The 25,278-nt window shown below is 36.9% G+C and carries 25 protein-coding genes; 11 read left to right on the top strand and 14 right to left on the bottom strand.

Annotation, left to right across the window (positions count from 1 at the left end):
• Nucleotides 1–36: 36 nt before the first annotated feature.
• Complete coding sequence (locus BN1225_RS12370) at nt 37–741, bottom strand: MBL fold metallo-hydrolase (protein ID WP_041140108.1); 705 nt, start codon at nt 739–741, stop codon at nt 37–39.
• A gap of 87 nt (nt 742–828) precedes the next feature.
• Here BN1225_RS12370 and BN1225_RS12375 point away from each other — a divergent pair, with 87 nt between their 5' ends.
• The 5 genes from BN1225_RS12375 to BN1225_RS12395 all read left to right on the top strand — a co-directional run bounded on the left by BN1225_RS12375 (nt 829) and on the right by BN1225_RS12395 (nt 7,174).
• Nucleotides 829–1,221 carry a ferritin family protein gene (locus tag BN1225_RS12375; protein ID WP_041140109.1) on the top strand — a complete coding sequence of 131 codons (393 nt, stop codon included), beginning with the start codon at nt 829–831 and terminating at the stop codon, nt 1,219–1,221.
• Between the two features lie 195 nt (nt 1,222–1,416).
• Nucleotides 1,417–2,199 (top strand): ChbG/HpnK family deacetylase, encoded by a 783-nt coding sequence (locus BN1225_RS12380; protein WP_041140110.1) that lies wholly within the window; start codon nt 1,417–1,419, stop codon nt 2,197–2,199.
• A 17-nt stretch (nt 2,200–2,216) separates the two neighbouring features.
• The gene (locus tag BN1225_RS12385) at nt 2,217–4,193 is read left to right on the top strand and encodes a BglG family transcription antiterminator (RefSeq protein ID WP_041140111.1); all 1,977 of its coding nucleotides are present in this window, start codon (nt 2,217–2,219) and stop codon (nt 4,191–4,193) included.
• 3 nt (nt 4,194–4,196) lie between these two features.
• Nucleotides 4,197–5,795: a PTS transporter subunit EIIC gene (locus tag BN1225_RS12390; protein ID WP_052466646.1), complete on the top strand. Its 1,599-nt coding sequence runs from the start codon at nt 4,197–4,199 to the stop codon at nt 5,793–5,795.
• A 113-nt stretch (nt 5,796–5,908) separates the two neighbouring features.
• Entirely contained in the window at nt 5,909–7,174 is a 1,266-nt protein-coding gene (locus BN1225_RS12395) for a PTS sugar transporter subunit IIC (RefSeq protein WP_041140112.1), read from the top strand.
• 299 nt (nt 7,175–7,473) lie between these two features.
• Here BN1225_RS12395 and BN1225_RS12400 read toward each other — a convergent pair whose 3' ends face one another.
• Nucleotides 7,474–7,950, bottom strand: coding sequence for a hypothetical protein (locus BN1225_RS12400; RefSeq protein WP_041140113.1), 477 nt, complete (start codon nt 7,948–7,950; stop codon nt 7,474–7,476).
• A gap of 185 nt (nt 7,951–8,135) precedes the next feature.
• On the opposite strand from BN1225_RS12400, the gene BN1225_RS12405 reads away from it, so the two are divergent.
• Nucleotides 8,136–11,135: a bifunctional diguanylate cyclase/phosphodiesterase gene (locus BN1225_RS12405; protein ID WP_052466650.1), complete on the top strand. Its 3,000-nt coding sequence runs from the start codon at nt 8,136–8,138 to the stop codon at nt 11,133–11,135.
• A 31-nt stretch (nt 11,136–11,166) separates the two neighbouring features.
• On the opposite strand, the gene BN1225_RS12410 is transcribed toward BN1225_RS12405, so the two are convergent.
• Together BN1225_RS12410 and BN1225_RS12415 are read right to left on the bottom strand one after the other, a co-directional pair.
• The gene (locus BN1225_RS12410) at nt 11,167–12,000 is read right to left on the bottom strand and encodes a hypothetical protein (RefSeq protein WP_041140114.1); all 834 of its coding nucleotides are present in this window, start codon (nt 11,998–12,000) and stop codon (nt 11,167–11,169) included.
• A 76-nt stretch (nt 12,001–12,076) separates the two neighbouring features.
• A complete protein-coding gene (locus BN1225_RS12415; RefSeq protein WP_041140115.1) occupies nt 12,077–12,577 on the bottom strand; it encodes a biotin transporter BioY in 501 nt (166 codons plus the stop codon).
• Between the two features lie 121 nt (nt 12,578–12,698).
• Here BN1225_RS12415 and BN1225_RS12420 point away from each other — a divergent pair, with 121 nt between their 5' ends.
• Nucleotides 12,699–13,058 carry a CidA/LrgA family protein gene (locus BN1225_RS12420; protein ID WP_041140116.1) on the top strand — a complete coding sequence of 120 codons (360 nt, stop codon included), beginning with the start codon at nt 12,699–12,701 and terminating at the stop codon, nt 13,056–13,058.
• Complete coding sequence (locus BN1225_RS12425) at nt 13,051–13,746, top strand: LrgB family protein (protein ID WP_041140117.1); 696 nt, start codon at nt 13,051–13,053, stop codon at nt 13,744–13,746. The genes BN1225_RS12420 and BN1225_RS12425 overlap by 8 nt, the downstream gene beginning before the upstream one ends.
• A gap of 34 nt (nt 13,747–13,780) precedes the next feature.
• Here the strand turns inward: BN1225_RS12425 and BN1225_RS12430 are convergent, their stop codons facing one another.
• From BN1225_RS12430 to BN1225_RS12455, 6 genes are all read right to left on the bottom strand, one after another.
• Nucleotides 13,781–14,491 carry an HAD family hydrolase gene (locus BN1225_RS12430; protein ID WP_041140118.1) on the bottom strand — a complete coding sequence of 237 codons (711 nt, stop codon included), beginning with the start codon at nt 14,489–14,491 and terminating at the stop codon, nt 13,781–13,783.
• An 84-nt stretch (nt 14,492–14,575) separates the two neighbouring features.
• Nucleotides 14,576–15,490, bottom strand: coding sequence for an AEC family transporter (locus BN1225_RS12435; protein ID WP_041140119.1), 915 nt, complete (start codon nt 15,488–15,490; stop codon nt 14,576–14,578).
• Nucleotides 15,491–15,623: 133 nt separating this feature from the next.
• Nucleotides 15,624–15,926, bottom strand: a complete 303-nt coding sequence (locus tag BN1225_RS12440) for a PTS sugar transporter subunit IIB (RefSeq protein ID WP_041140120.1) — start codon at nt 15,924–15,926, stop codon at nt 15,624–15,626.
• Between the two features lie 76 nt (nt 15,927–16,002).
• Entirely contained in the window at nt 16,003–16,950 is a 948-nt protein-coding gene (locus BN1225_RS12445) for a Gfo/Idh/MocA family protein (RefSeq protein ID WP_041140121.1), read from the bottom strand.
• Nucleotides 16,947–17,948 carry a Gfo/Idh/MocA family protein gene (locus BN1225_RS12450; RefSeq protein WP_041140431.1) on the bottom strand — a complete coding sequence of 334 codons (1,002 nt, stop codon included), beginning with the start codon at nt 17,946–17,948 and terminating at the stop codon, nt 16,947–16,949. Before BN1225_RS12450 ends, BN1225_RS12445 begins: the two co-directional genes overlap by 4 nt.
• 1 nt (nt 17,949) lies before the next feature.
• On the bottom strand, nt 17,950–18,966 hold the full coding sequence (locus tag BN1225_RS12455) for a Gfo/Idh/MocA family oxidoreductase (RefSeq protein WP_041140122.1): 1,017 nt from the start codon (nt 18,964–18,966) through the stop codon (nt 17,950–17,952).
• A 227-nt stretch (nt 18,967–19,193) separates the two neighbouring features.
• Here BN1225_RS12455 and BN1225_RS12460 point away from each other — a divergent pair, with 227 nt between their 5' ends.
• Nucleotides 19,194–19,721, top strand: coding sequence for an ECF transporter S component (locus BN1225_RS12460; protein WP_041140432.1), 528 nt, complete (start codon nt 19,194–19,196; stop codon nt 19,719–19,721).
• Entirely contained in the window at nt 19,718–20,770 is a 1,053-nt protein-coding gene (locus tag BN1225_RS14190) for a uridine kinase family protein (RefSeq protein ID WP_052466652.1), read from the top strand. Before BN1225_RS12460 ends, BN1225_RS14190 begins: the two co-directional genes overlap by 4 nt.
• 84 nt (nt 20,771–20,854) lie before the next feature.
• Here the strand turns inward: BN1225_RS14190 and BN1225_RS12470 are convergent, their stop codons facing one another.
• The 4 genes from BN1225_RS12470 to BN1225_RS12485 all read right to left on the bottom strand — a co-directional run bounded on the left by BN1225_RS12470 (nt 20,855) and on the right by BN1225_RS12485 (nt 24,242).
• Entirely contained in the window at nt 20,855–21,322 is a 468-nt protein-coding gene (locus tag BN1225_RS12470) for a GNAT family N-acetyltransferase (RefSeq protein WP_041140123.1), read from the bottom strand.
• 2 nt (nt 21,323–21,324) lie between these two features.
• Nucleotides 21,325–22,842, bottom strand: coding sequence for a DUF4127 family protein (locus BN1225_RS12475; RefSeq protein ID WP_041140124.1), 1,518 nt, complete (start codon nt 22,840–22,842; stop codon nt 21,325–21,327).
• Nucleotides 22,843–23,081: 239 nt separating this feature from the next.
• Complete coding sequence (locus BN1225_RS12480) at nt 23,082–23,369, bottom strand: hypothetical protein (RefSeq protein WP_041140125.1); 288 nt, start codon at nt 23,367–23,369, stop codon at nt 23,082–23,084.
• A complete protein-coding gene (locus tag BN1225_RS12485) occupies nt 23,370–24,242 on the bottom strand; it encodes a zinc ribbon domain-containing protein (RefSeq protein WP_041140126.1) in 873 nt (290 codons plus the stop codon).
• Between the two features lie 138 nt (nt 24,243–24,380).
• Between BN1225_RS12485 and BN1225_RS12490 the strand changes: the two genes are divergently transcribed.
• A complete protein-coding gene (locus BN1225_RS12490) occupies nt 24,381–25,193 on the top strand; it encodes an alpha/beta fold hydrolase (RefSeq protein ID WP_041140127.1) in 813 nt (270 codons plus the stop codon).
• The last annotated feature ends 85 nt before the right edge of the window (nt 25,194–25,278 follow it).

Raw genomic sequence — 25,278 nt, forward strand, 5'->3', positions numbered from 1 at the left:
TAATATACACCAAATATGTGACAATTTCCACCGATATTACTTTAAATTTTTCAGATGAACCGCTTGGACATGGGGATCATCAAAATACATACTTTCGCCTTTTTCAATCCGCTCTAAATAGGTAATCATATATTGGATGTCCGCTCTTGTCAGATGCAGAGTATGTCCGCCATAGAACCGTTCGATTGGCAGCTGCAAATATTTCTGTAAAGTATCTTTATAAATGACTAGGTTTTGTCTTTCTAATTGTATGATCGGTTTTTCTAAATTATCTCCGGCAAACAACCATTGATGTACATGATCATAAACACTGATGCTGTCTTTACTATGTCCGGGGGTATATATTAATTCTATCTTCGCTTCTTTAAAAAAGTACCGCTCCTTAATTAAATGGCGAGGATAAATCCTCTCTGTCTTCCCTTTTAAATAGTGTTTATTTTTTAAATAGTCTTCTTTACCATGTCTCATAATGGCGTCTTTACATAAAAAATGTGCATAGATATCCTCTGCATTAAAAGCCGCATTCCCCCAAATATGGTCAAAATGATAATGGGTATTAATGACACAATACCGATAAGCAGGATACATCTTCTTAATTTCTTCCATATAATCACTGCCACAAAACGTATCGATAATAAAAAGTGTTTCCCCTCTGATAATCAGATAGACATAGGTGAGATAGGGAGTGAGTTCCTCATATTCTAAAGCATAGACATCGTTAGCGAGTTGAATTTTATTCATAGTATTCTCCTTTTCTCTATTCTATCAAATTAAGATAAAGATGTCATATTTTCTTTATGGGGCATATATTTAATATGAGGTGAAAAAATGAATAACGATTTGTCCTTTATAAAAGAAGCGATCATTGATGAATACAAAGCGATTCAAACTTATCATACTCTAATCAATGCTTCGAATATTCCTGAATTAAAACAATTATTTACACAATTGGAAAGTGATGAACAGCGTCATGTCAATTTATTGGAATCGATGTACTATGAAATAACCGGTGAAAGCTATCACCCCAATATTGCACCGATGGACCCTAACAAGCACGCTGAAGAATTGATCGATAACAGCATTCAGGCTGAGATCGATGATGTTGCCAGCTACAACAAAGCCGCCAACACGACTAAAAACAAACGTTTCAGAAAGATCTATCGGCAGATTGCCGGTGACGAAAACGTTCATGCCTTACGTTTACTTAACTTGCAGAAATAGGAACTTAAGCCTAAACAGGTTTAAGTTTTTTTGTTTTTTGCCTCAATTCTTTGGCAAAAATATAACATTTAAGAAGCTTCTTTCTATATTAAAATAAGAGTAGAAACGACCCTTTCAAATTCTGATATTTTACGGTAAATTAACCGGAAAAATGCTATAATTTGTAGCAAGGTCGTTCATCAAGGAGGAAAAAATATGGTAAGAATTATTTTAAACGCTGATGATATCGGCTACAGTGAAGCAGTAACGTTAGGTATTATTAAAAGCTATCAAGATGGCATCATACGCTCTACAACGATGATGAGCAATATGCCTGCCGCTCCCTTTGCAGCTCAATTATTAAAGGAAAATCCCGGTCTTTATTGCGGACAGCATTCCAATATTGTGATTGGAACTCCGGTCAGTGATCCTAAGGATATCCCTTCATTAGTCGATGAAGAAGGACATTTCAATGTGAAATCACGCTTAAAGCAAGGATTAAAACTGGATGTTGAGGATATTAAACGAGAAGTACGAGCACAAGCCGAACGCTTTAAGGAGCTGATGGGACATTATCCTACCCATATCGAAGGTCATGCTGTTTTTGATCCGGGATTATCTGTTGCAATCAGAGAAGTTGCTACCGAGCTCCAAGTACACTATACCGATAATATTCATTATATCGAAGATGGGAAAATGGTGCAGATTCGTGACACACACCATTCCGGTTGGGAAGTACCGGTCATGCCAAAAGTCGGTTATTATCAAGATACAGTATCTTTAGATTACTGGTTAAACGATCAAGCTGATCTATTAAGTGAAGATCTTGTCGAAATTCATTCTCATCCGGGCTACATCGACCAAGAATTATTAGATTGGTCCTTTTATAATATAACCCGTGCAAAAGAAGTGCAGATTGCCTGTAATCCTGCCTTAAAAAATTGGGCAGAAGAAAATGATGTTCATTTTATAAGTTTTAACGATATCAAGAAAAAATAAAGAAGTGGGGATGCAAAATGGATAGACGTTTTATTCAATTATTCAAAATATTAGCTAAAAAATCAGATTACATTAAATCTGAAGATTTGTGTGTACAGCTGGAAATACGACCTCGTACCTTACGTGAAGATATTCGTAAATATAAAGATACGATTGAGAAAAAAGCAGGAGCAAAGATCGAATCTAAACCCAATGCCGGTTACTATCTTCATGTCTTAAATGAAGATTTATACAATCAGTTTGTGAAATCGTTATTACAGGAAGAATCTTCGAATCAATATTTGATTCCCGTTCACCAAGAAGAAAGAATCAATTATATTATTCGTTACTTTTTAGCGCACACGAACTACGTTAAAATCGCGGATTTGGCAGATGAAATCTATGTCAGCCGCAGTACCTTAAATGCTGATATTAAAGAAGTGAAAGAACGTTTATCCTATTTTCATCTGGAACTGGCAGGGAAAGCGGGTTACGGTTTGAAGATAAAAGGAAAAGAAAAAGATATCCGTTCATGTATCTCTCAATATTTCTATCACTTTGATGATTACGATCAGCATTATATCCAAGGGATTGATGTAAGCAGTGAATATATTGATCAGGATGCCTTTGAATTTATAAAAAAAGTACTCTATGAAGCAATATTAAAACATGAGTTTAAACTCACAGATTTTGGTTTTCAGAATTTATCTATCCACATTTTAATTGCCATCAATCGTATCATGGGAAAAACTTATGTTGATGAATTTTTTCATCAAACACAGCAGTTTCAAGATCGTCCGGAAATGATCATCGCCAATGAGATTGCCGTAGAATTAAATAATTATTTTGGAATTACGATCCCTTCGAGTGAAATTCATTACATTGCGATTCACCTAATGGGAAAACAGGCATTAAAAATGAATAATGCCAATATTGTTATGGAACAAACAACAATGGATCTGATTGATGCCATTTTAGAAGAAACAAAACAGGTATTTCATATCGATTTGACTTCTGATCTGGAACTCTATTCAATGATTGCCGTTCATATTCAGCCAATGCTCAATCGTCTGCATTATGGGCTTAAGATCACCAACCCTTTAACAGAACAAATCAAAAAAGATAATCCGATAGCATTTGAAATCGCCATCTTAGCCGGAAAAGTGGTTTCTAAGCAAATCAATGCCACCGTCGATGAAAGTGAGTTAGGTTATTTAGCTTTACATTTTGCGTTAGCTTTGGAAAGACTGAACAAACCGGAACAAAAGAATATTATCATTGTCTGTGCAAGTGGTGCCGGCAGTTCTCAGATTTTACTCTATAAAGTCAAATCGAAGTTTAAAGACTATCTGAATAAAGTGCTGGTCACACAGGCTTACGAATTATCCCATATCGATCAAAGTCAATATGATTTTATTCTATCAACGATTCCGCTTCCATTTAAAACAGATATTCCTGTTATTCAAGTGCAATATTTCCTCGGCAATGAGGATATCGAAAATCTTGAAAAGATTTTAATTAAAAACAATGAAGATTATGATTTTATTCGCCGTTGTTTTAGACCGGAATATTTCTTTACTCATGTTGATGTGAAAGATAAACAGGAGGCGATTACCTTTTTATGTGAAAAGATCAAAGAACAACGTCCGCTTCCCTCAAACTTTTATCAGTTAGTCATGGAAAGAGAAGCCGTGTCCCCTACTGAATTCGGAAATAAGATTGCTTTGCCACATCCTATTAAAACGGTAATGGATGAAACATTTGTCGCTGTAGCGATCTTAGATAAGCCGATTCGTTGGGAAAAACAAATGGTCAAATTTGTATTTTTACTCTGTATTAAATCCAATTCAGATGAAGCGTTGACTGTTTTTAATGAAGTATTGTCAAGTTTAGTCTTAAATCGAGAACGTATGGCAGAACTGGAAAGACATCCTGATTATTCCACTTTACAAAACTATATTCATTCTTTAAGCAAAGAAAAGGAAGAACTGCTGACTGACAGCATCTTCCAATAACCTATGAAACTATTAGTTTGCTGTGCTTCAGGAATGTCAAGCAGTTTATTAGTTCAAAAAATGCGTGATGAAGTGAAAAAACAACAGTTAAACGGAATTAAAATCGGCTCATGTTCAAAGGATCAATTAAGAAAATATATTGATGAAGCAGATGTGGTGTTGATTGCCCCACAGCTTCACTTCTTTGAACAGCAGATTCATGATCTGGCAGTTGACCATGACACTCGTGTAATCAACATTTCAATGGATGATTATGGTGCGTTAAACGTCGAAAATATCATAAACAGTGCCCTGAATGATGGAAATCTTCATTCTGAACCCATCATTGAAGAAGAAATCGAACTCACCAAGATTGAGTCCTTGCAAGCAAAACTTTATCCCTTGGCAAAAAGGGTGGCGGCCAATCGTTCTTTAAATTCCATCAGCCGTGCTTTTATTACGACCATGCCGGTTACGGTTATCGGTTCCATGCTGACGTTGATTAAGAATCTGCCTGTTGCAGGTTATACGAATTGGCTGACCATGTCAGGATTAAGTTCCATATTAGATTTAGGCAGCAGTGCCTCTATAGATATTATCTCTTTATATACGGTCTTTTTTATCAGTTATCATTTAGTGGTATCGTATGACCTCTCCGGTCATGGCGCCGGGCTTATTTCTTTAGCTTGCTTCTTTTTGATCACAGGTCGCAGTGACAACGGGTACTCAACACGATTCTTAGGTGCTAACGGACTTTTTGCGGCAATCTTTATCGGTTTGCTGTGTGGGTATTTATATGTTTTTATCATAAAGAGAAACTGGAAAATAAAATTGCCTTCAAATATCCCTCATCAAGTTCTGAGTTCTTTTGAAGCCATCATTCCTTCCTTTATCATTATCTCTGTGTGTTTAAGCATAACCGCCTTAATGAAGCTGACTATTTATCATGATTTGCATTCTATGATTTACTCAACGATACAATCCAATTTGATGAAGTTCATGGGAAATAATCTGTTCTCCTTTATCTTCTTTCAGTTTGTGACCAATATTCTTTGGTTCTTTGGACTTCATGGCGGGAATATCGTTGGTGCTGTGACAAACCCAATTTATACCCCACTGTCCTTAGAAAATCTAGCTGCCTTTCAAGCCGGAGACCCCATGCCCAATATTATTAACGGGCAGTTCGGTAAATTATTTATTCATGGTGGAGTGGGATCGATGCTGAGTTTATCTATTCTTATGCTTTTATTTGCGAAGTCACAAAAATATAAAGCGTTTGGGAAGCTATCTTTTCCAACCTGTCTGTTTTTCATTAATGAACCTTTACTTTTCGGAGTCCCGATTGTTTTAAATCCAATCTTCCTGATTCCACTATTGATGGTTACACCGATTCTATCTGTGATGACTTATTTTGTCACCAAAATCGGTTTGATTCCCATCGCTACCGGAGCTCAAGTCCCCTGGACCACACCACCGATTTTATATGGTTTCCTGCAAGGCAGCTGGCGGTTAGCTTTATGGGAAGTCATTACCATTGTATTGGCCTCGTTTCTTTGGTATCCGTTTTTTGCCATGGCAGATAAGCAAGCTTTTGAGGAAGAAAACAATCCTTGCCACAATTAATTGGCAATAAGACAAATTTATTAATCCTTGACGCTATTCTATAATGTAAGTGTAGGAAGTGAAGCGCTTACAGGTTAAGCAAATGGGAGAAATTAAAAAAAGGAGGAATACATATGGATAAATTAATGGGTGTACTAGAAGAAAAATTAGTACCAATTGCAGCCACGCTTGGACAAAACAAATATTTAAGAGCTATCAGTGGCGGATTCATTGCAATCATGTCCGCTACCATCGTTGGATCATTATTCACATTGTTAAGTAACCTCCCTATCAAGGCTTATACAGACTGGCTTGCTTCATCAGGCTTCGGTAGTATCTTAGCACTACCTAGTCAAGCAACAATAGATTTAATCGCATTATATGCGGTATTCTTTATTGCTTATACATTAGCTAAAGAATTTGATGTAGATGGTGCCGGTGCCGGGTTATCAGCATTAGTATCATTCTTCTTAGTAACAGGACGTACAGAAGGGGCTTATGCTACTGCATATTTAGGAGCAAAGGGATTATTCTGTGCTATGTTCGTCGCTTTGGCAGCTTCAAGGCTTTACATCTTTGTGGTAAAACGTGGTTGGGTTATCAAACTTCCTGACAGCGTACCGCCAAATGTTGCCAATTCATTCTCAGCATTGATCCCTACAGGTATCGTTGTCTCTATCTTCTTAGCGATTGCGGGATTAATGACATTAACAAGTTACCATGATTTACATACTGCCGTATTTACAATCATTCAATCAAACTTAATGCGTTTTATGGGAGATAACTTATTCTCATTTATCTTCTTCCAATTTATGACCAATATTCTTTGGTTCTTCGGGCTTCATGGTGGTAATATCGTTGGATCTATCACAAACCCAATCTATACGCCTTTGGCTTTGGAAAACTTTGCAGCATATCAAGCAGGTCAAACCCCTACTCACATCATTTCAGGATCATTAGGTCGCTGCTTTATCTCTGGTGGTGTAGGATCTATGTTCTCACTTGCAATCATCATGTGTTTATGGTCAAAGAGTTCACAGTTCAAAACTTTAGGAAAATTAGCTTTACCGACAACATTCTTCTTCATCAATGAACCGTTGATCTTCGGTATCCCTGTTGTATTGAACCCACTGTTCTTTATTCCATTATTACTCATTACTCCAATCTTAGGTACATTAACTTACTTTGTAATGAAGATTGGTCTGGTACCAATTCCAAGTGGTGCTCAAATTCCTTGGACAACGCCACCTATCTTATATGGTATCTTACAAGGTAGCTGGAAAATCTCAGTTTGGGAAGCTTTCTCAATTTTGGCAGCTGGCTTAATGTGGTTCCCATTCTTCAAAGTAGCAGATAATAAAGCTTACAAAGAAGAACAAGGACTTACAACTGCTGAATAAATATAGACCTCCCCTTGACTATCTGGATAGTCATAAAAAGACACATCGTCCTGATGTGTCTTTTTGTTTCGTCTTCGCAAGTTTTAATAGTTAATGGTTTTGGTGTGTCCCCTTGGTATCACTAAAGCCGACAGCCTCATCTTAGTTCTGTTTTATTTTCATCAATTACAAGTGCAGCATTGACCTATCTATAAGCTTTGGTTAAAGCTAATAGATGCCTATCCTTTCATTGTATAGGATTGACTCCGGTTCTTTTTCATTACATCATTCAACAAAAAAGATTCCAAATGAATGGAATCTTACATATAAAGCATCATCACGAATGTTCCCATGAATACGCCTGCTCCTAGTGAGAAAATCGATAAACCTAATCCTAATTTAGATAACCTTGGGTTTAAATGTACTCGATAACGATTGAAATATTGAACGTTTAGGATTCTTGCCTTTCTGGCTGTAAAGTAGCCGGCAAAGCCAAATACCAAAACCAATACACTGTACCACCATTGGGTTTGAATTTCTAATCCGGCAGGCCACAAAACCAAGGCTGCTCCGATCAATCCAAAGATAAACGAATAGAGAACATAATTATTTTTCAACCCTTTTTCTTGAATGATTCTTTTTTCTTTCTCTAGTTGTTTCTGGCGAATTGCTTTTTGTTTTTCTTTCTGATGACTTTCTGCCTCCACCATTTGATTAAAATGATTAGGGGCTTTAGCTCCGCATTCAGGACAGAATTTAGCTTCTTTCATTTCTGTTCCGCACTTTTTACACTTCATTGGAATCTCCCCTTCCTCTACTTCTATTTTACTTGAATCTCCTTGTCTTGCCTATATATGGATATGCCAACAAATTGTGGCATAATTTAATCTTATTCTGAAATATAAATAATACAAGAAATATAAACATTTTGTCACAAATTTAGTATATAATTAAACTATATAAAAGATATGAGGTGAAGAAAATGAAACAAGATGCAATGCAATCCCCTATTTCCTTTGATCGTTCAGCTAAAATTAATAATCACAATGAAGAACTAACAGGTTTCATAGCGCATATGCTGGATATCGAATGTTTAGGAATCTGTTATTATTATAATTTCAAGCGAATGGCTGACCCTTATATTTGGGGAAAAGATCCTGTGAATCAGAAAGTTTTGCTTTCTTCTTTAGAAGATTTTCTTCATCATCTCATTTTAGATCCCTCATCTACGCCAGAACAGATTATTGATTCCATTCATGAGTATGACCCACACATTAAAGAACAGCTCTATGTGCATCTCATCACCTTTAAAAATGTACCTATTGGCGTGGTGGCCATGGGACGATCAGCAAAGGCTGCTCCCCTGTGTGATGAAGATGTTGCCATTTGCCGCAGACTATTGGATCTAAATGCCAAAGAAATCATTCACAACATAGAAAAAACAGCCTATGAGAAGTTATTCTATACAGTGATTAACGGTATATCTGATTATATCTATGTGACCGATCCTCAAACAGATGAAATTCTGTTTATGAACGAACCTATGAAAAAGATATATCATATCGATGACCCTGTTGGCAAAACCTGCTGGAAACTATTACAGAGAGGAAAAGATAAGCGCTGTGAATTCTGTCCGATCGAACATTTAAAACAGTATCCGAATCAAACCATTACTTGGGAAGAAAAGAGTACGATTAATCAGCAATATTATGAAAACAAAGATAGTTTGATTCATTGGTTGGATGGCAGGCTTGCTCATTTACAGCAGTCCACAGACATCACGGATTTTAAAAAAATTTCACAGGCAGCAAATATTGATGAATTAACGAAACTGACCAATCGTCGTGCCGGTAAAATAGAACTCCAGATTTTATTAAATCGAGCAAAAGTAAATCAAACATCACTTTGTCTGGTTTTAATGGATATCAATGGTTTAAAACAGACCAATGATTATTACGGGCATAAAGAGGGGGACAATAAGATTCGCTATATTACGGAAGCGATTCAGTCCTTTATCGATAAAGATACGTTATTCTTTCGCTTGAGTGGTGACGAATTTGTTTTGGCTTTCTATGATCAAGAGCCACTTCAAGTACGTACAGCTTTGCAAGGAGCCATTGATAAATTACGTCACTTAAAAAAGATTTTAGGCATTCCTTATGAACTTGGCTTCTGTTATGGAACAATCACTGTAAAACCGGATAATCTCTTAAATTTAGAGACCCTGTTAACGCTTGCGGATGAAAAGATGTATGAACAAAAACGTTTGGTTCATCTCCAGCAAAATGAAGCGAAATTACAAACAGATCATGTCCACACTGTCAAGATTGAGGATTTTGATTATGATAAAGATCGTCTCTACGATGCTTTAGTGGAAAGCACTGATGATTATGTCTATATCTGCAATATGAAAACCGGTTTATTCCGTTATTCTCCGAAAATGGTGAAAGAATTTGATCTGCCCGGAGAGGTTTTAAAAAATGCTGCAGCGATTTGGGGAAGTAAAGTTCATCCTTTAGATAAAGAATTATTTTTAAAAAGCAATCAGGAAATCATTGACGGAAGAGTGAGTGAGCATTGTGTTGAATATCGAGCTATTAATCGGCATCATGAGTGGGTGTGGCTGCGATGCCGAGGAAAAGTGATCTTTGATGCCCTCGGTGACCCTGACTTATTTGCTGGTATTATTTCAAATATTGGGCGAAAAGAAAAGATTGATCCTTTAACCGGACTCTATAATAAATTTGCTTTAGAGGAAGATATAAAACAATATATCCAATCCAGCTCCGATCCTCTGGCTCTGCTTCTTTTAAATTTGGATAACTTTAAGTCGGTGAATCAATTACGTGATCATGCTTTTGGTGATGATGTATTAAAGAAAGCCGCTCAGACTATTTGTGATCTTGTTCCAAAAGAAGCAACTGTCTATAAATTGGATGCGGATGAATTTGCAGTTTTATTGAAAAGCTACTCAACTTTACAGATTGAAGCTCTATATAAACAAATCAAAGCTCCTTTTTCGCGTCAGCAGCTTCATATGAATGAACGTTATTTTTGCAGTATATCGGCTGGATGTGCTATTTATCCCGAACATGCCAACGTTTATATCAATCTCTTTAAATATGCCAGTTATGCATTGGAAACAAGTAAAAAGAATGGAAAAGATCAATTAAGCTTCTTTTCCGATCAAATTGTTTTCGATCATCTTCGTAAATTGACACTGACACAAGAGCTGCGTGAAAGTGTTGAAAATAACTTTGAAGGCTTTTCTTTACAGTTCCAGCCTATCGTCTATACCGATTCTAAAAAAATACGTGGGGCGGAAGCCTTGCTTCGTTGGTCCAGTCCGGCTTATGGAATCATTTCACCATCAGAATTTGTTCCTTTACTAGAGGATACCCGGATGATCATTCAAGCAGGGCGTTGGGTCTTTGAAGAAGCCGTTGCCAAAGCCAAGGCGTTTATTAAAGCCGATCCTGATTTTATGATCAGTATCAACTTATCGTATGTTCAAGTCAGTCCGGATCCCATCATTCCTTTTATCAAGGAAACCTTAGAAAAAGAACAGCTTGATCCTCGAAATATTATCGTAGAATTCACAGAGAGTTATTTAGCTTCTGACAATATATCGAATATCTATCAGGCTTTACGTGATTTAGGGATTACGATTGCAATGGATGATTTTGGAACCGGCTATGCCTCATTAAATGTATTGAAGCAATGTCCGGCAGATATCATTAAAATTGATCAGGCTTTTGTGGAAAAGATTACATACAGCCGTTTTGATGTTACGTTGGTTCGTATGATTATTGAATTATGTCATGAAGTAAATATTGCGGTCTGTGTAGAAGGGGTAGAATCCATCCAAGAATATGAAATCATCAAAGCGTTTTCCGCAGATTATATACAGGGATTCTTATTTGGCAGACCTTGTGATGATATAGAATTGATACAATTGATAAAGCAAAACCGAGCATCTTAGGATACTCGGTTTTTATGAGGTAGAAAGATTGTTATTTTACGATGTTACCAGTGATCTTGATCACGGTTCTGCCAGGCGAAGTAAGAGTAGCGGCAGGCACGTTAAGAGATGCTGTAGTGGCATTAGGCAGAAGAATCCTTCCATTAAAGTAATCATACTGATATTGATCTTGTTGATAAATGACTTGGCTTTCATTCGTTTCTACGGTGACTTGATGAATGTTAAAGGAGATGGGAAGCCAATCCATTAACGTGATGTGCATTGCTTCTTGATTGCCGTAATTTAAGAGTTGAATTGTATAAGTGAGTGTTCTATAATCTTGTGTCCACTGTCTGTATAAAACAAGCTGACTGGCTGTTTCTTTAAGCAATGTAACACTTGGCGGCGGTTCTGTTGTATAGGTGCTGCCATCTTCGCTGTAGGCTGTTATAGAGAGAGAAGAGGTTATAGCGAAAATGCAAGGATCAATATCTGAATCTACTTTCATACAGTAAAGGATGATTCCCTTATCTTGAGATGACATATTCTTAGAGAGTGTGATATAAAGGATATTCGCTTCAGTAGTTAATGTGAGTGGTATTTCCATGCTGTTTATAAATGCTTTTAAAGTCCCCTCTAAAAAGTGAACACCGATTGGAAGAGTAACTTTCATTGTAATTGAAAGCGGATCATTTCCAATATTTTCTATTTGAATCAAATAGGTAATGTTTTCTTGAGGATGAAAAGCAGACTGCAATGATGTCATGTGAGCTTTGATGGGCTGACTGTCTTCAATAATAGTTTCAACAATGTTAGAGCGAATACTGCCAACTGATTGTTCATGATGATAAGTGACTTCTGCTTGATTATGAATGATGTTTGGCATTATTTCCCACCTCACTATAAAGTATGCATAAAAGATTTTTGGATATAATGAAAAGAACTAAGCCGCTCAGAAACTTTTAAAGTTTTCTGATACGCTTAGTTATAAGACAGGTCAATATTATTTTTAATGTATCACCGATTAAGAAAGGAAAGACACATAAGGTTAAAGCCGGCAGTAATGCCATCTGCATAGAAAACATAAACCAGATTGTCCCAAATGTATAACAAACGACAGTCCCGACGATAAGAGCAAGGACCTTTCTTTTCAGCATTTTTCCAATCACCAATGCCATGATCGGTAAAGCGGCTAAGTACCCGCCGGTAGGGGCAGCTAATGCGAAAATTCCTCCGGAAAAACCGGCAAATACAGGCAGTCCTACAGCCCCTAATAATAAATAGATTAAACATGCCAATACCGCCTGCTTTCTTTCCAGCAAACAAGCTATAATATATACAGACAGTGTCTGCATGGTAATAGGAACAACACTAATCGGTAAAACGATGGTCAGCTGTGCCCCAATTGCGATCATACAGGCTCCCAGTGAACAGTAGATCAATGATTTTACTTTTGTATTCATTTACTTCCTCCCTGTAGCCATTATACATAAATTCATCTGATCTGCAACTATTTCCTTCTCCAATATTAACAACAAACCAAGAATATGCTATCATACCAAAGTAAGGAAAGTGTGGGATAATATGGGATATTTATTTCAATTTATGATAATCAGCGGCATTACTTTTATCGGAGAACTGCTGCATTATTTTTTACCGCTTCCGATTCCTGCAAGCGTATATGGGATGGTCATTCTCTTTATATGTTTACTGATCGGAATTATTAAAGAAGAGGAAATCAAAGAAACTGCGGATTTTCTTTTATTGATCATGCCAATCATGTTTGTCGGACCAAGTGTCGGTGTTATGGAGAACTTCGGTCTCTTATCCGGAGCACTGATTCCGTTTCTTGCGATCGTTTTAGTTTCAACCTTTTTCATTATGGTCGTGACCGGAATAACGGCACAAAAAATGATGAAGGACAAGGAGAAACAGCATGAATAAGATTATGATCGACTCTGCCTATTTTGGTCTGGTGTTAAGCTTACTGGCTTACTATTTAGGCATCAAACTAAAAAATAAAACAAAATTAGCTTTCTGCAATCCGCTTTTAGTTGCTTCTGTTTTGATTATAGGATTACTTCTGCTTTTCGATATAGATTACTCCGTATTTAATCAAGGGGCTCAATATTTAACTTATTTACTGACGCCGGCAACGGTATGTCTTGCGTTACCGCTTTATCGAGAATTTAAAATCTTAAAAGATCATCTGATAATTATCTTGACAGCATTAGTCGCCGGCTGTATCACCTGTTTTGTGATGATTGGCGGCATGGCAATGCTATGGCATTTAGATCGTACTTTATGTGTCTCTCTATTGCCAAAATCCATTACTACTGCCATTGCGATTGGTTTAACCGGAGAAATCGGTGGAATCAGCGGTATTACGGTAGCTGCTGTTGTCATTACGGGAATCTTTGCCGCAGTGATTGCCCCTTTAGTGTTTAAATGGCTGCATATCGAAAATCCTATTGCACAAGGATTGGCATTAGGAGCTTCCGGACATGCGATTGGCACCAGCAAAGCCTTGGAACTAGGAGAGATTCAAACAGCGATGAGTTCTTTAGCGATTGTTGTCACCGGTATATTGACTGTGATGATCGTACCGTTGATTGCCCCCTTATTCAAATAAAAAAACTTACTGCAACAGTAAGTTCGATTTTAAGCTAAGCATTGACCTTAGCATTTTTTATTTTTTCCAGCAAATCTGCGACACCCTTTAAATCTTTGGAATAATGTTCATAATGCAAAGTATTTTCACTTCTGACTAAGATTGCCGTTATCCCGGCATGTTTGGCACCGCGTATATCTGCATTGTAATTATCTCCGATCATCACGATATCTTCAGGATCATCCAGATCATTTAAGATTTCTTGATAGAATTTAACATTTGGTTTATCATATTCCATTAATGCAGAACTGTAAATCTTTTCAAAATACTGATCCAAATTTAATTGTTCACAAAGCTGCTTTAATTCCGGTACATGATTTGAGGCTATGATATGCGTATATCCTTCCTCTGAAAGTTTCTCCAATGTTTCAACAGTATCTTCATAGACATGCCATTGACTTAAATCGAGATAACGATCTTTAAACTCTTTTGCATACGCTTTAGCATGGACTTCTCTTACACCTAAGATCACAAACACACTTTCTAAATAACTTTCAACATGTTCCCACCATGTTTTATTTCCCAGTAATTCAGTATGCGGTCTTTCAAACTCATGCCAAGGCAGACCTCGACCCATGAATGCCCTCAATGAATCATAGGCAATATTGATACGATGGCTCACTAATATATCATTCATCGTTTTCGACCATTTTCCATCACGATAAGCAAGGGTGCAGTCAAAATCCCATAGTATATACTTCTTCATCTATTTCACCTCGTTTAACACTAGTAAATTATATCATAGATGAATTGCTTTCATGCATTTTTCGCACCTGTTTTTTCGACAAAGTTAACCGACAAAGATTAACAGCAAAGCGGTCATTGTAGCAATGCTGACTAAAATACTGATCGAATTGGCTAAAGCCGGTGCCGGGTCATCATTGTCGATCATCTTAGAATAAACAGCAGAGACGGTTGAAATCGGACAGAAAAGAATCAGTGTAACCATCTGCTTTGCTAAAAGCGGAAGCGGCAAAATAAAGAACACGACAATACTTAACAGGATATTCCCAACATAACGTACTCCTAATATTTTAACAACGGCTTTGGCTTGAGAACGGCTAATCTTTATTTCAAGAATGATACCGATCATCAGCATCGCTAAAAAGCTGTTTGCGCCCCCAATCATCGAAGCGATTGTCGTTACCGGAGCAGGGATCGTTAAATTAAATAAAGATAAAATAAATAAAAGCAAGTAAACATCGAAAGGAATAGACTTAACTAATACTAAGCAAAGATTTTTTATATCCAAACGTCCGCGTCCATCCACTTCATTGCGTGCCAATGCATAAGTTCCCCCTAATCCCATAAAAGCATTACCGATATCAAACATGCACATATAAATCATTCCGGTGGCATCAAAAAAACTGGCAGCAAAAGGAATCGCAAAATTACCGATATTGTATCCTGAACAATTAATCATGCTTAATGCACGTGTTGTCGGCGATTGTCGGCGATTGACATATTTCGCCAAAAAGATATTGAAAAAGCCACAGCATAGTCCGATCAGGATTATACTGATCGTAATCATATTGATCTCCATCCCGCTAGAATTGGCAATCAAGGCTGCCGGCAGTGTAATATTCATGACAACTTTAGAAAAGAATAAGCCATCTTCCTTTTTAAAGAACCCCACTTTTTTTAAGATAAACCCTAAAATGATGATAAAAACAAATCCTGATGATTTAATTAATACATCTAACATAGTCATCCCCCTTATTAACTCATACATTATAGCAAGTTCCTTATAAAATAAAGATGAATTTTTAATATTAGGAAACTGTTCCCCAAAATGAAATTTATCAATAAAAAAAGATATGGCGAACCATATCCCTTTATTATTTATTTAATATTTTTCTTACTGAATCGACAACAGCGTTTCCATTGATTGTAGCAAAATCAATATTGTTGATGACAATAACCGGAATTTTATTTTTAACGATTCTCTCTACTTCTTCTTTTGTATAGCGAATCTGTGGTGCTAATAAAATAATGTCTGCATCGATATCTTTTGTAATCATCGTTTCAGGTAAAGCGAGCACCTGAGCATTGAAATTTTGCTCATCACATGCTTTGATCACCTTTGAAACTAAGACGTTTGTTGTAATGGAACTTGCACAACATATTACCATTTTTACCATATATAAATACTTCCTTTCCCATGTTAAATTTTTATCTAAGTCTATTATACCTTTAATAAAGCGCTTACACAACTGTTTATTTATTATTTCTGATCTTTTCCATCAGTTCAATAATTTCGATCGTATCATCGATCGTATGACGTGGACTCTCTATTAAATGATGAGTCAGACAATACTGCAGTTCAGCAATTTCTTTTGTCATATCATCGCCGTTTAAAGGGTAATGTCGTTCTAATTTGGTTCCATCATTAAGTTCAATCGTATAATCGATAATACGATTAAACATCGGTACCGTAATCTTTCCTTTTTCCCCGATAATCAAGGCGTAACGTTCTTTTGCTTCATCGATAGCTCCCTCAATATAGGCTTTTGTTCCCTTCTTTAATGTCAGTTCAGCGTGAAAATGTTCATCAATCCCATCCACTATTTTCAGCTTGGAAGTTAGGTCAACGACCTCATCTTTTAATAAATCTAAGACAAAACCGATAAGATAAGGCCCTACATCGTTTAATGCTCCGCCTTGTTCTTTATCAAACAGGAAACTGTTGGTACCTTTTAACCCTAATCCATTTGAACAGAAGTTTGCTTCAATACTTTCGACTTTTCCAATCATCGGCAAGTCTTCAATCAAATGATCCATGCCATCGTTAATCTTCGTTTTCAAAGCTTCTAAAAAACAAGTTTTTTCTTTTAAGACCGTTGCTTTGATTTCTTTCATGTCCTCACTATTTAAGACTGCCGGTTTTTCACATAAGATCGCTTTCTTTTTTTCTAAGGTTTTAATTGCCCATTCTTTATGGAATTTGTGCGGCAATGCCAAATAAACCGCATCTACCTTAGGATCATTCAGCAGGCTTTCGTAATCTTTGTACACCACAACATCAGGATGGGCTTTTAAATAAGGGTCATCCTTCCCTCCGCTGCGTGATGCTACCGCATATACATAACCATCCGCTAAATTTTCAATGCTGATAGCAAATTTATGAGCAATGCGCCCAAAGCCGATAATTCCCCAACGTATCATTTGTTCTCCTCTCCGCAATCCGCTGCAAACACAAGGTTGGCGGATGCTTTTGCCTGATCGACAACATCCATCACCATCTGGCTGTGCACTAACATTTTATTACTTGTTTGTATATCGTTTTCTTTAATTATTTTCGCAAAAGCCACAAATTCATCATACATACGATGTTTTCCTTTGGTATAACTAAATTCCTGTTTACTGCGATCATTTTTATAAAGGGTATAAGCTGAACATACATTTAGCGGAACATCCAAATGAATGCATCCTTCATCCCCTTGTATATTCGTCGTTACAGGAGAAGAACAGTCTTTTGCGCCGATACAGACACATTTGAAATCTCCGTAATCCATTGTCAATATCCCTGACGTATCAATCTTATTTTCAATGTTGGCAAGATAAGCTACATGCTTAGGTTTACCAAATAGCCCTACAACAAAATGAATATTATAGATATTCAAGTCCATCAATGCTCCGCCTGATTTTTGATAATCAAAAGCCGGCAAAATCGTGCCTTGCTTAAATGCATTGTAACGAGAAGAATATTGAGAGTAATTGCATTGAACAATCTTGATTTTCCCTAATTCGTTCATATGTTCCTTTATGGAAAGAAAATTACGGTTATATTGATTCGATATAGCTTCAAGCATAATTAATTGTTTATCTTTGGCAATTTCTGCTAATTCTTTTAATTCTTTTCCGTTGGAAGTAAACGGTTTTTCGCAGATAATATTTTTTCCCATCAATAATGCATCTTTACACATTTGATAATGCAAATGGTTAGGAGTTGCGATATAAACTGTATTCACTTCTTCATTTTTAAGCAATTCTTTATAATCTGTATAAACATAGCGAATATGATGCTGATTGCTCAATTCGTTCAACTGATCCATACTGCGTGGCGTTCCGGCGATTGCATAAAATTCATATTCCTTAATTTCCTCAATAAATCGAAAAAGGTCATGAACGATCATTCCTGATCCGATAATTCCAACTTTAATTTTATTCACACATTTTCGCCCCTTTCTCTAAGATTTCCATCTGCAGTAATGTTTCTTCATCTTTTACGATCTTTTCCTTCCCATGGATAAGCACTTCATAAAGTCCGTCATAGACTCTGCCATAATCCCCGATCTCACTGACTACTTTTTCTTCATGGTAAATCCCCTTTTCATCATAGTATGTCAAGGTTCCGTAATGTTCAGGTAGATCGATGCCAAAACCATCTTGATCGGGCATATAAAACATTTTTAAATGTTCTTCCATACGATCTTTGGTTTCTTTTACGAACATTCCTTTTTTTCCATATACCACAAAACTTGGTCTGCTTTTAATTCTAAAGTAGCTGGATTTCACGGAAACTTTCAATTGACCATAATACAGGTCTAAATCAAAATAATCATTCATTCTGCCTTTTCCTAAAAGTTGTCTGACATCATAATGAATAGTATCCGGCTTTCCAAAATAAGAAATTACTTGGTCTAATGTGTGACAGCCATGTCCATACAGATAGCTGTTGTAAAAGGTGAAATCATGTACTGCTTCGGGAATTTCCGGACGATAATAGTCAAAATGCATTTCCAATTCTAATAAATCGCCGAGTTTTCCACTCTCAATCACTTTTTGAACGGTTAGAAAGTCGGAATCATAGCGTCTGTTTTGATAGCATTGTACAACTAATCCTTTTTCTTTTGCATAAGCAAAGATATCCTGAGCTTCTTTCAAGGTCATCATGAAAGGTTTTTCTACTAAAACATTCTTGCCATGATCCAGTGCCATCTTTGCATATTGATAATGATACAGCTGTGTCGTGCATACGACAATTAATTGAATCTCAGGATCATCCATTAGTTCTTCGATTCGATTGGTATAATGGATACCATCGATTTTTTTCCATTTCACATGCTCAACATCTAAGTCATAGATCGTTTTTACTTTGATTGTATCTCTTTGTCTTACAAATGGAAGATGATAACGATTTGTACTCTTTCCATTTCCCACATACCCAATAGTTAACATTATATCGCCTCCTGATACTATCATACCCAATTCAAGGATAAGACGTAGCTTTTTTCAAATTATCATAATTTTTTTAAAGATTGACAACAGCGTTCTTTTCCGCTAGAATTTTAAGTACATGAATGAAACGTCATCAGAAGGTGACAAACAATACCATGAAGGTATTCCGCTTTTTAAAATGTGGGATATTTTTATGGTATTTTTTCATGAGAATGGGAGGTATTATTTTGAAAACATTCACTACACGAAACATTGTCTTAGCTGCTTTCTTTTTAGCTTTAGGCTTTGTATTACCCTTTTTTACTGCACAGATTCCCAGTATCGGAAGTATGCTTTTACCTATGCATTTACCTGTCTTAATCTGCGGATTTGTTTGCGGATGGCCATTAGGACTGATTGTCGGAGCAATCCTGCCGCTTTTAAGAAGTGCAATCTTTGGAATGCCGCCGATGTTTCCTACCGCTATTGCAATGGCATTTGAATTAGCTGCTTACGGAGCATTAACCGGACTGCTTTATCAGCTTCTTTCTAAAAAACCATTGAACACTTACATTTCATTAATCTTAGCGATGCTGGGCGGGCGTGTTGTTTGGGGATTAGTATCGGCTGTCCTTTATGGAGCATCCGGAAAAGCTTTTGGCTTAGCTGTTTTTATGGCTGGTGCTTTTACCAACGCGATTCCCGGTATAATTCTGCAAATTATCATCGTTCCGGTTCTTATTCTGACTTTAGAAAAATCACATTTAATTAAATGATGATTCCAACCTTAAAAGAACATTTGCAGCGCTATCCCCAAATGCAGGGACAAGATATCATCAAACTCACTTATCAAAACGAATTTGGCTGTGAACATATGGTTTCGGACTCACAAAAAAGCCTGCAGCGAATCATCGATGAAAGCGGTGAACTGTCAAAGCAACAAATAAGAGTGGAACCTATCGGAAATAATCTTGCCCGTCTTTATTTTGGGCAGTTAACCCGTATTGAAGCCTATACCATACATCAATTATTCGTATGGACTGCTCATACCTATCAGGGCAATACAGATGCATTCATTCAAAAATTGCAGGAATGCAAGAATTGGCTCAATAATCCAAAGATCAGTCAGGAAATAGATCAGTATTTAAGTAATGGCATTCAAGCTGTTCGTCATTCTTCACATTATCACGAAGAATATGATCCTCATTACCGTGTTATACGAGCAGACTTAGCGTTTTGTTATCCGCTCTTTTTGAAGATTAACCAATTGCAGTCCAAAAAGAAAACGCTGCTAATCGCGATCGATGGAAAATGCGGTTCCGGAAAAACAACTTTAGCCAGTTTGCTGAACGAAGTTTATCAGGGAAATATTTTTCATATGGATGATTTTTTCTTGCAGCCTCATCAGCGATCTGCCCAGCGTTTAAGTAAGCCGGGAGAAAATGTAGATCATGAGCGCTTCCTCAAAGAAGTGCTGGAACCATTAAGTCAAAAAAAAGAGATTATCTATCAGCCATTTAACTGCAGCATCATGCAGTTATCAAATCAGACGACGACTATTCCTTTTCACGCAATCAGTTTTATCGAAGGCACCTATAGCTTACATCCCGATCTTATCGATTATTATGACCTTAAGATCGTCACAACGATTGATGATGAAACACAAATGGAACGTATACTAAAAAGAAACGGTCCAGATCTCGCAAAGAAATTTGAAGATATCTGGATTCCATTGGAAAATAACTATTTTAACCAGTTGGATATCTTTTCTAAAGCCGATATTCTCTGCAGCACAAAAAATAATCATGTGGATATACTCCCATGATTATTTTTATTTATGTCATCTCTTGTAAGAAGATTTTTTGTTGTTCGCTGACAAAATCAATAAATGGTTCATCGCTCATTGCGCTTATAAAGTTAAAATAAACCAGCGATCGCAAGCATAATGTTCACTTTCAAACAGCGGTTTCGTTAAAGCGGTGAATCCGTATTTTTGGTAAAAACGGATAGCCGGCACCATATTCGCAAAGGTCTCTAAATAACATTTCTGATAGTGTGCTTTCGCAAAGTCAAGGGCTTTGTCCATTAATTGCTGACTGATTCCTTTGCCTCGATACTGCGGATAAGCATACATCTTCTGTAATTCACAGATCCCCTCTATTGGCAAAGGACCGATTCCACAGCCGGCAATCACTTTCCCATTCTCTATTGCTACCCAATATTTTTTATTATCTCCCTGATAGATTTTAGAAAAACGTCCAAGATCCGGATCACTCCAAGCACATCCCGGTTTGTCTGCGTTATATTCTTTTAAACAGCTTCTGATCAGAGCTTCTATCTGCAGATCATCTTGTCTTTGTACTTCTCTTATTTCCATTGTTATTTCACCTCTATTTTTAAATCCAGTCCTACTTCAAACATGCGATTCCAAGGCGAATACGCTTTTAATTCGGTGATCGTTACATTTTTAAAACTATGTTTGATGAAATGTTGATAATAACGATGCATCTGTCTTTCTATTTCCTTAGAAATAAGGGGCCCTTGTGTCTTTAAGTCAAAATAGCTGAGACCCTTATCTTTTAAAGTAGCTGTAATCTGTGGGCGAATGATTGCCTGATAAAATAAATCATCCAGCAAATGGTAAATCAGATGATGCATAATGGAAGGCACATCAGCCTGATGATAAGCGAATATTCCTTGAGCAATGGAAGTTCCTAACGTATTGCAGTAAGTATTCCAGCCTTTATAAGAAATTAAGCGATCTAGGATCTCTAAATCATCTAACAATGTCACCAGTTCCACTTCTCCTCCGTTAATAAACGCACAGTCTGCCAAGGCAACTGGTTTTTTCATATCCAGCCATTGCTTAATATGATAAACAAAACTTAATAGATGACGATGACTGGTATAGCTGATATCTTTTTCCCCTTGCATCATTGCTTCTTCCATTATTTTTCCCGGACAGTTGATCGCTAAAATAAAATCTGCTTCTTCAACCGTCTTTGCTTCCTGACATCCTGCGGCATATATATGTGACTGCAGGCTTTCATACATCGGACGGTCCTCATACTTAGGAATAATCAGCGGACCCTGTATGCTAGAAAAATAAGGATATATTTTCGGGCATTGTCCCAAAAGTTCATTAAAACAACGACCTAATAAAGTAGCTCCTGACTCATCGGCACCGGGATACATCATGACGCTTGTCTGCAAGCGCAGATCTCGAATCTTTTGGCTGATAGAATGCTGATCAATTGCCGTATAACCATATTCAGAAGAATCATCTTGAGGAATGACCATAAAATCAATAACGTGACTTTCAACCAACTCTAATATTTCTAAAAGTGTCTCTCGATTATACTGTCGCCTTTCTTCATAATCTCTCTGATACACTTTCGGAATTTCTATAGCCTTCCATTCCTGTTCCTCGCTTTCGCTTAGTCCGACACGATTCTTTTTATCGAGTAAATAGGCATTTCTAAATAGACGATACCCATATTCTTCATAGTAATCCGGTTCCTCATCGGCACTATTATATTGTGGTGTACGCATGATCAAAGCGGACATATAGATTTTTAAATGTGGTGCTGTGATCTTCAATCGCTTCATGCGCTCAATCAAAATTTTACGCTGTTGGATATCTCGATGATGTAAGCGTGACGGCAATAAGCCACCATAACCCATCATTTCTAAAGGCATAATTAAGGCATCACCGGTTTCGATCTGACGGAACACAAAATCCCACAGCCCTTCAATATCGGCAGTCCTCTTTTTTTGTGATAGTAATTTAACAGGGGGACTGACGATTTCGATTGTATGCTGGCTTTCTGCCATCATCATTGGAAAAAGACGATTGCATGGTCTTTCATCTAAAGGAATATATATAATTTTTTTCATAATCTGCTCCTTTGTTTATCACCCTTATCCTATCGGCTTTTCCTTATAAAAGCAAAACATTCTCATACAATGAAAATGGACAGTCTTGTTTGAAGGAGGAACCATTAAGTTATTGCGGAAGAATACGCCCTTAGCATGAATAAACGCTGATAAAAATCGGACAAGAAGTTTTTATCCGATAACTTACTATTGGAGATTGCTGACAAAAAAAGTTAGAAATTTATTTTCTAACTTTTTTACTAATGTAAGAAAAACCAAATTACCGCAAAGATGGTTCCTAATGCCATTGAAATATAGACACATAAGTTAAGGGGAATGAAGAGAAAACGGTCTGTTGTTCCTTCTTTAGCGGGGAAAACTATCGTAAATACTTTCGTAATGACCGCCGCCGTGAGCATCGTTAAAGCAAAATGCAATCCAGTTTCAAAGCGGAAGTTTGGGGCTTGCCAAAGGGCACTGATCGGTTCCGTAATCTTCCAGCTCAAAAAGACAAATAAAATATATAAATATCCTTTCAATTTTGCCATTTACTCTACCTCCCTTATACTATATTCACTGGGAATCAGCTTGATTGTAAGTCCTTCATCAACATTGAGTTTATTATATTTAATAAGCTGTACATTTTTAAACGTCTGCACCGTATAATCATCTTCATTAAACGATAGTTCCTCATGTATCCCATATTCATAGTTTTCAGAAGATACTCGTCCTTCTCCTTCAATCGCGATAATATCATAGGTTCCTTCCGGAATCGTTTCTCCAATCATGACCGGTGAAGAAATTGTAAATTCCTGAGTCAATGTATTTTTTGGACGTTTCTGCATCAAATCATTTCTAGCGTTTTTACTTTCAAATTTCATTTCGTCTGTACTGATGGTGACCTGTGCACCCTGATATAAGCGAACATCCTCTAAGTAAGACGAAAAATAATCACTCGTTTCTTTGTCACTGATCATGCTTGTAAAGATAGTAATGAAATTGACAGTATCATTGACTTTTAGCGGGCCAAATCCGGATAGATTGGTTACTTTATAAACACCCTCGGGAATGTCCTGACCCACTGTATAATTACCCGCAGGCAGAACCAGTTCAACCGAATCCCCCGTTTTTTGTAATGAATATGTGACTTCCTTATAAGTGCGGCGATCGACTTTAGTCAAGACTTTCTGCTTTGAATTAAAGTTTGACCATACGAAAATCTGAATATCCTCATGAAATGGTGAACTCTCACTGCATAGGATCGATGTTCCTAAAATAAGAGCTAAAACAATAAACCATACGATATCGCGTTTTTTAAAACTGAAACGACGATCCTCTAAACTTGTATAAAGATCTTCATCACAAACAGGACATTTTCCTTTTTTTAGTCGGCTTCCGCAGCGTTCACAATATTTTGCCATACTATCACCTCTATTTTTATTTATTCTATCATAATTCTAAAAGAAAAAGGAGTATGTCTTTACATTCTTTTGAATCTCTGAGATTCCCTGTAAAAATTTGTTATGATGATGCATATGATAAAAAGAGGAGGCAGATGAATGTATTATATAAGATCAAACGATGGAACAAAAATATGTGTTGAAGATATCAATCCCACCTATTCAAAAGTTATCGTCATGGTTCATGGATGGCCGATGAGCAAAGAGATGTTTGAATATCAAAAGAATATGTTTACGCAATGGGGATATCGTATTATAACGTTTGATATCCGTGGTTTCGGAGATTCAGATATATCCGGAAGCGGCTATCATTACGATCAATTGGCAACAGATTTATACATGGTGATTGAAAGTACCGGCATCAACAACATTATTTTACTAGGCTTCTCTATGGGCGGGGCAGTTTGCGCTCATTATATGGGCATGTATGATAACCATAAAGTATCAAAACTTATTTTAGCCGGTGCCGCGGCACCGTCATATTGTGTGACTGCTGATAACCCTTATGGTCATAGTAAAGATGAAGTAAATAAACTGATTATCGGTTTATATAATGATCGTCCGAATACTATTCTGGAATTTGCCAGCAATGTCTTTGCTTCAAATCCAAGTCCGGCTTTTAAAGCATGGTTCCAAGGGTTATGCAATAAAGCCAGTGGTTTAGGAACGATCAATTCCGCAGAATCTTTACGTGATGAAGATGTCTTCAGTGATTTGGGCAGAATTAAGGTCCCTACAGCCATCATGCATGGAAAACTGGATAAAATCTGTCCTTATGGATTTGCGGCCATTATGAATCAGCAGATTCCCGGTTCCGTGCTTTATCCATTTGAAAAGAGCGGTCACGGTATTTTCTATGATGAATTAAGTGCCTTTAATCATGCTTTAATGAAATTTATCGAAGGGATTTAAACTATGGTGCTTGGCATCATAGTTTTTTATTTTCATTTAGTCCTCTGCATATTTTTAAACAGTAAAACCATATAGTAATCGTGAA

Source organism: Beduini massiliensis (assembly GCF_000829905.1).
GTDB lineage: Bacteria > Bacillota_I > Bacilli_A > Erysipelotrichales > Coprobacillaceae > Beduini > Beduini massiliensis.

Excerpts from the sequence above, each read along its gene's own strand:
- BN1225_RS12470 (WP_041140123.1), bottom strand. The coding sequence starts at position 21,322 with ATGGAAATAAGAGAAGTACAAAGACAAGATGATCTGCAGATAGAAGCT.
- BN1225_RS12475 (WP_041140124.1), bottom strand. The coding sequence starts at position 22,842 with ATGAAAAAAATTATATATATTCCTTTAGATGAAAGACCATGCAATCGT.
- BN1225_RS12425 (WP_041140117.1), top strand. The coding sequence starts at position 13,051 with ATGAATAAGATTATGATCGACTCTGCCTATTTTGGTCTGGTGTTAAGC.
- BN1225_RS12490 (WP_041140127.1), top strand. The coding sequence starts at position 24,381 with ATGTATTATATAAGATCAAACGATGGAACAAAAATATGTGTTGAAGAT.
- BN1225_RS12390 (WP_052466646.1), top strand. The coding sequence starts at position 4,197 with ATGAAACTATTAGTTTGCTGTGCTTCAGGAATGTCAAGCAGTTTATTA.
- BN1225_RS12395 (WP_041140112.1), top strand. The coding sequence starts at position 5,909 with ATGGATAAATTAATGGGTGTACTAGAAGAAAAATTAGTACCAATTGCA.
- BN1225_RS12385 (WP_041140111.1), top strand. The coding sequence starts at position 2,217 with ATGGATAGACGTTTTATTCAATTATTCAAAATATTAGCTAAAAAATCA.
- BN1225_RS12485 (WP_041140126.1), bottom strand. The coding sequence starts at position 24,242 with ATGGCAAAATATTGTGAACGCTGCGGAAGCCGACTAAAAAAAGGAAAA.
- BN1225_RS12405 (WP_052466650.1), top strand. The coding sequence starts at position 8,136 with ATGAAACAAGATGCAATGCAATCCCCTATTTCCTTTGATCGTTCAGCT.
- BN1225_RS12440 (WP_041140120.1), bottom strand. The coding sequence starts at position 15,926 with ATGGTAAAAATGGTAATATGTTGTGCAAGTTCCATTACAACAAACGTC.
- BN1225_RS12445 (WP_041140121.1), bottom strand. The coding sequence starts at position 16,950 with ATGATACGTTGGGGAATTATCGGCTTTGGGCGCATTGCTCATAAATTT.
- BN1225_RS12455 (WP_041140122.1), bottom strand. The coding sequence starts at position 18,966 with ATGTTAACTATTGGGTATGTGGGAAATGGAAAGAGTACAAATCGTTAT.
- BN1225_RS12400 (WP_041140113.1), bottom strand. The coding sequence starts at position 7,950 with ATGAAGTGTAAAAAGTGCGGAACAGAAATGAAAGAAGCTAAATTCTGT.
- BN1225_RS12480 (WP_041140125.1), bottom strand. The coding sequence starts at position 23,369 with ATGGCAAAATTGAAAGGATATTTATATATTTTATTTGTCTTTTTGAGC.
- BN1225_RS12430 (WP_041140118.1), bottom strand. The coding sequence starts at position 14,491 with ATGAAGAAGTATATACTATGGGATTTTGACTGCACCCTTGCTTATCGT.
- BN1225_RS12370 (WP_041140108.1), bottom strand. The coding sequence starts at position 741 with ATGAATAAAATTCAACTCGCTAACGATGTCTATGCTTTAGAATATGAG.
- BN1225_RS14190 (WP_052466652.1), top strand. The coding sequence starts at position 19,718 with ATGATGATTCCAACCTTAAAAGAACATTTGCAGCGCTATCCCCAAATG.
- BN1225_RS12415 (WP_041140115.1), bottom strand. The coding sequence starts at position 12,577 with ATGAATACAAAAGTAAAATCATTGATCTACTGTTCACTGGGAGCCTGT.
- BN1225_RS12375 (WP_041140109.1), top strand. The coding sequence starts at position 829 with ATGAATAACGATTTGTCCTTTATAAAAGAAGCGATCATTGATGAATAC.
- BN1225_RS12380 (WP_041140110.1), top strand. The coding sequence starts at position 1,417 with ATGGTAAGAATTATTTTAAACGCTGATGATATCGGCTACAGTGAAGCA.
- BN1225_RS12410 (WP_041140114.1), bottom strand. The coding sequence starts at position 12,000 with ATGCCAAACATCATTCATAATCAAGCAGAAGTCACTTATCATCATGAA.
- BN1225_RS12420 (WP_041140116.1), top strand. The coding sequence starts at position 12,699 with ATGGGATATTTATTTCAATTTATGATAATCAGCGGCATTACTTTTATC.
- BN1225_RS12435 (WP_041140119.1), bottom strand. The coding sequence starts at position 15,490 with ATGTTAGATGTATTAATTAAATCATCAGGATTTGTTTTTATCATCATT.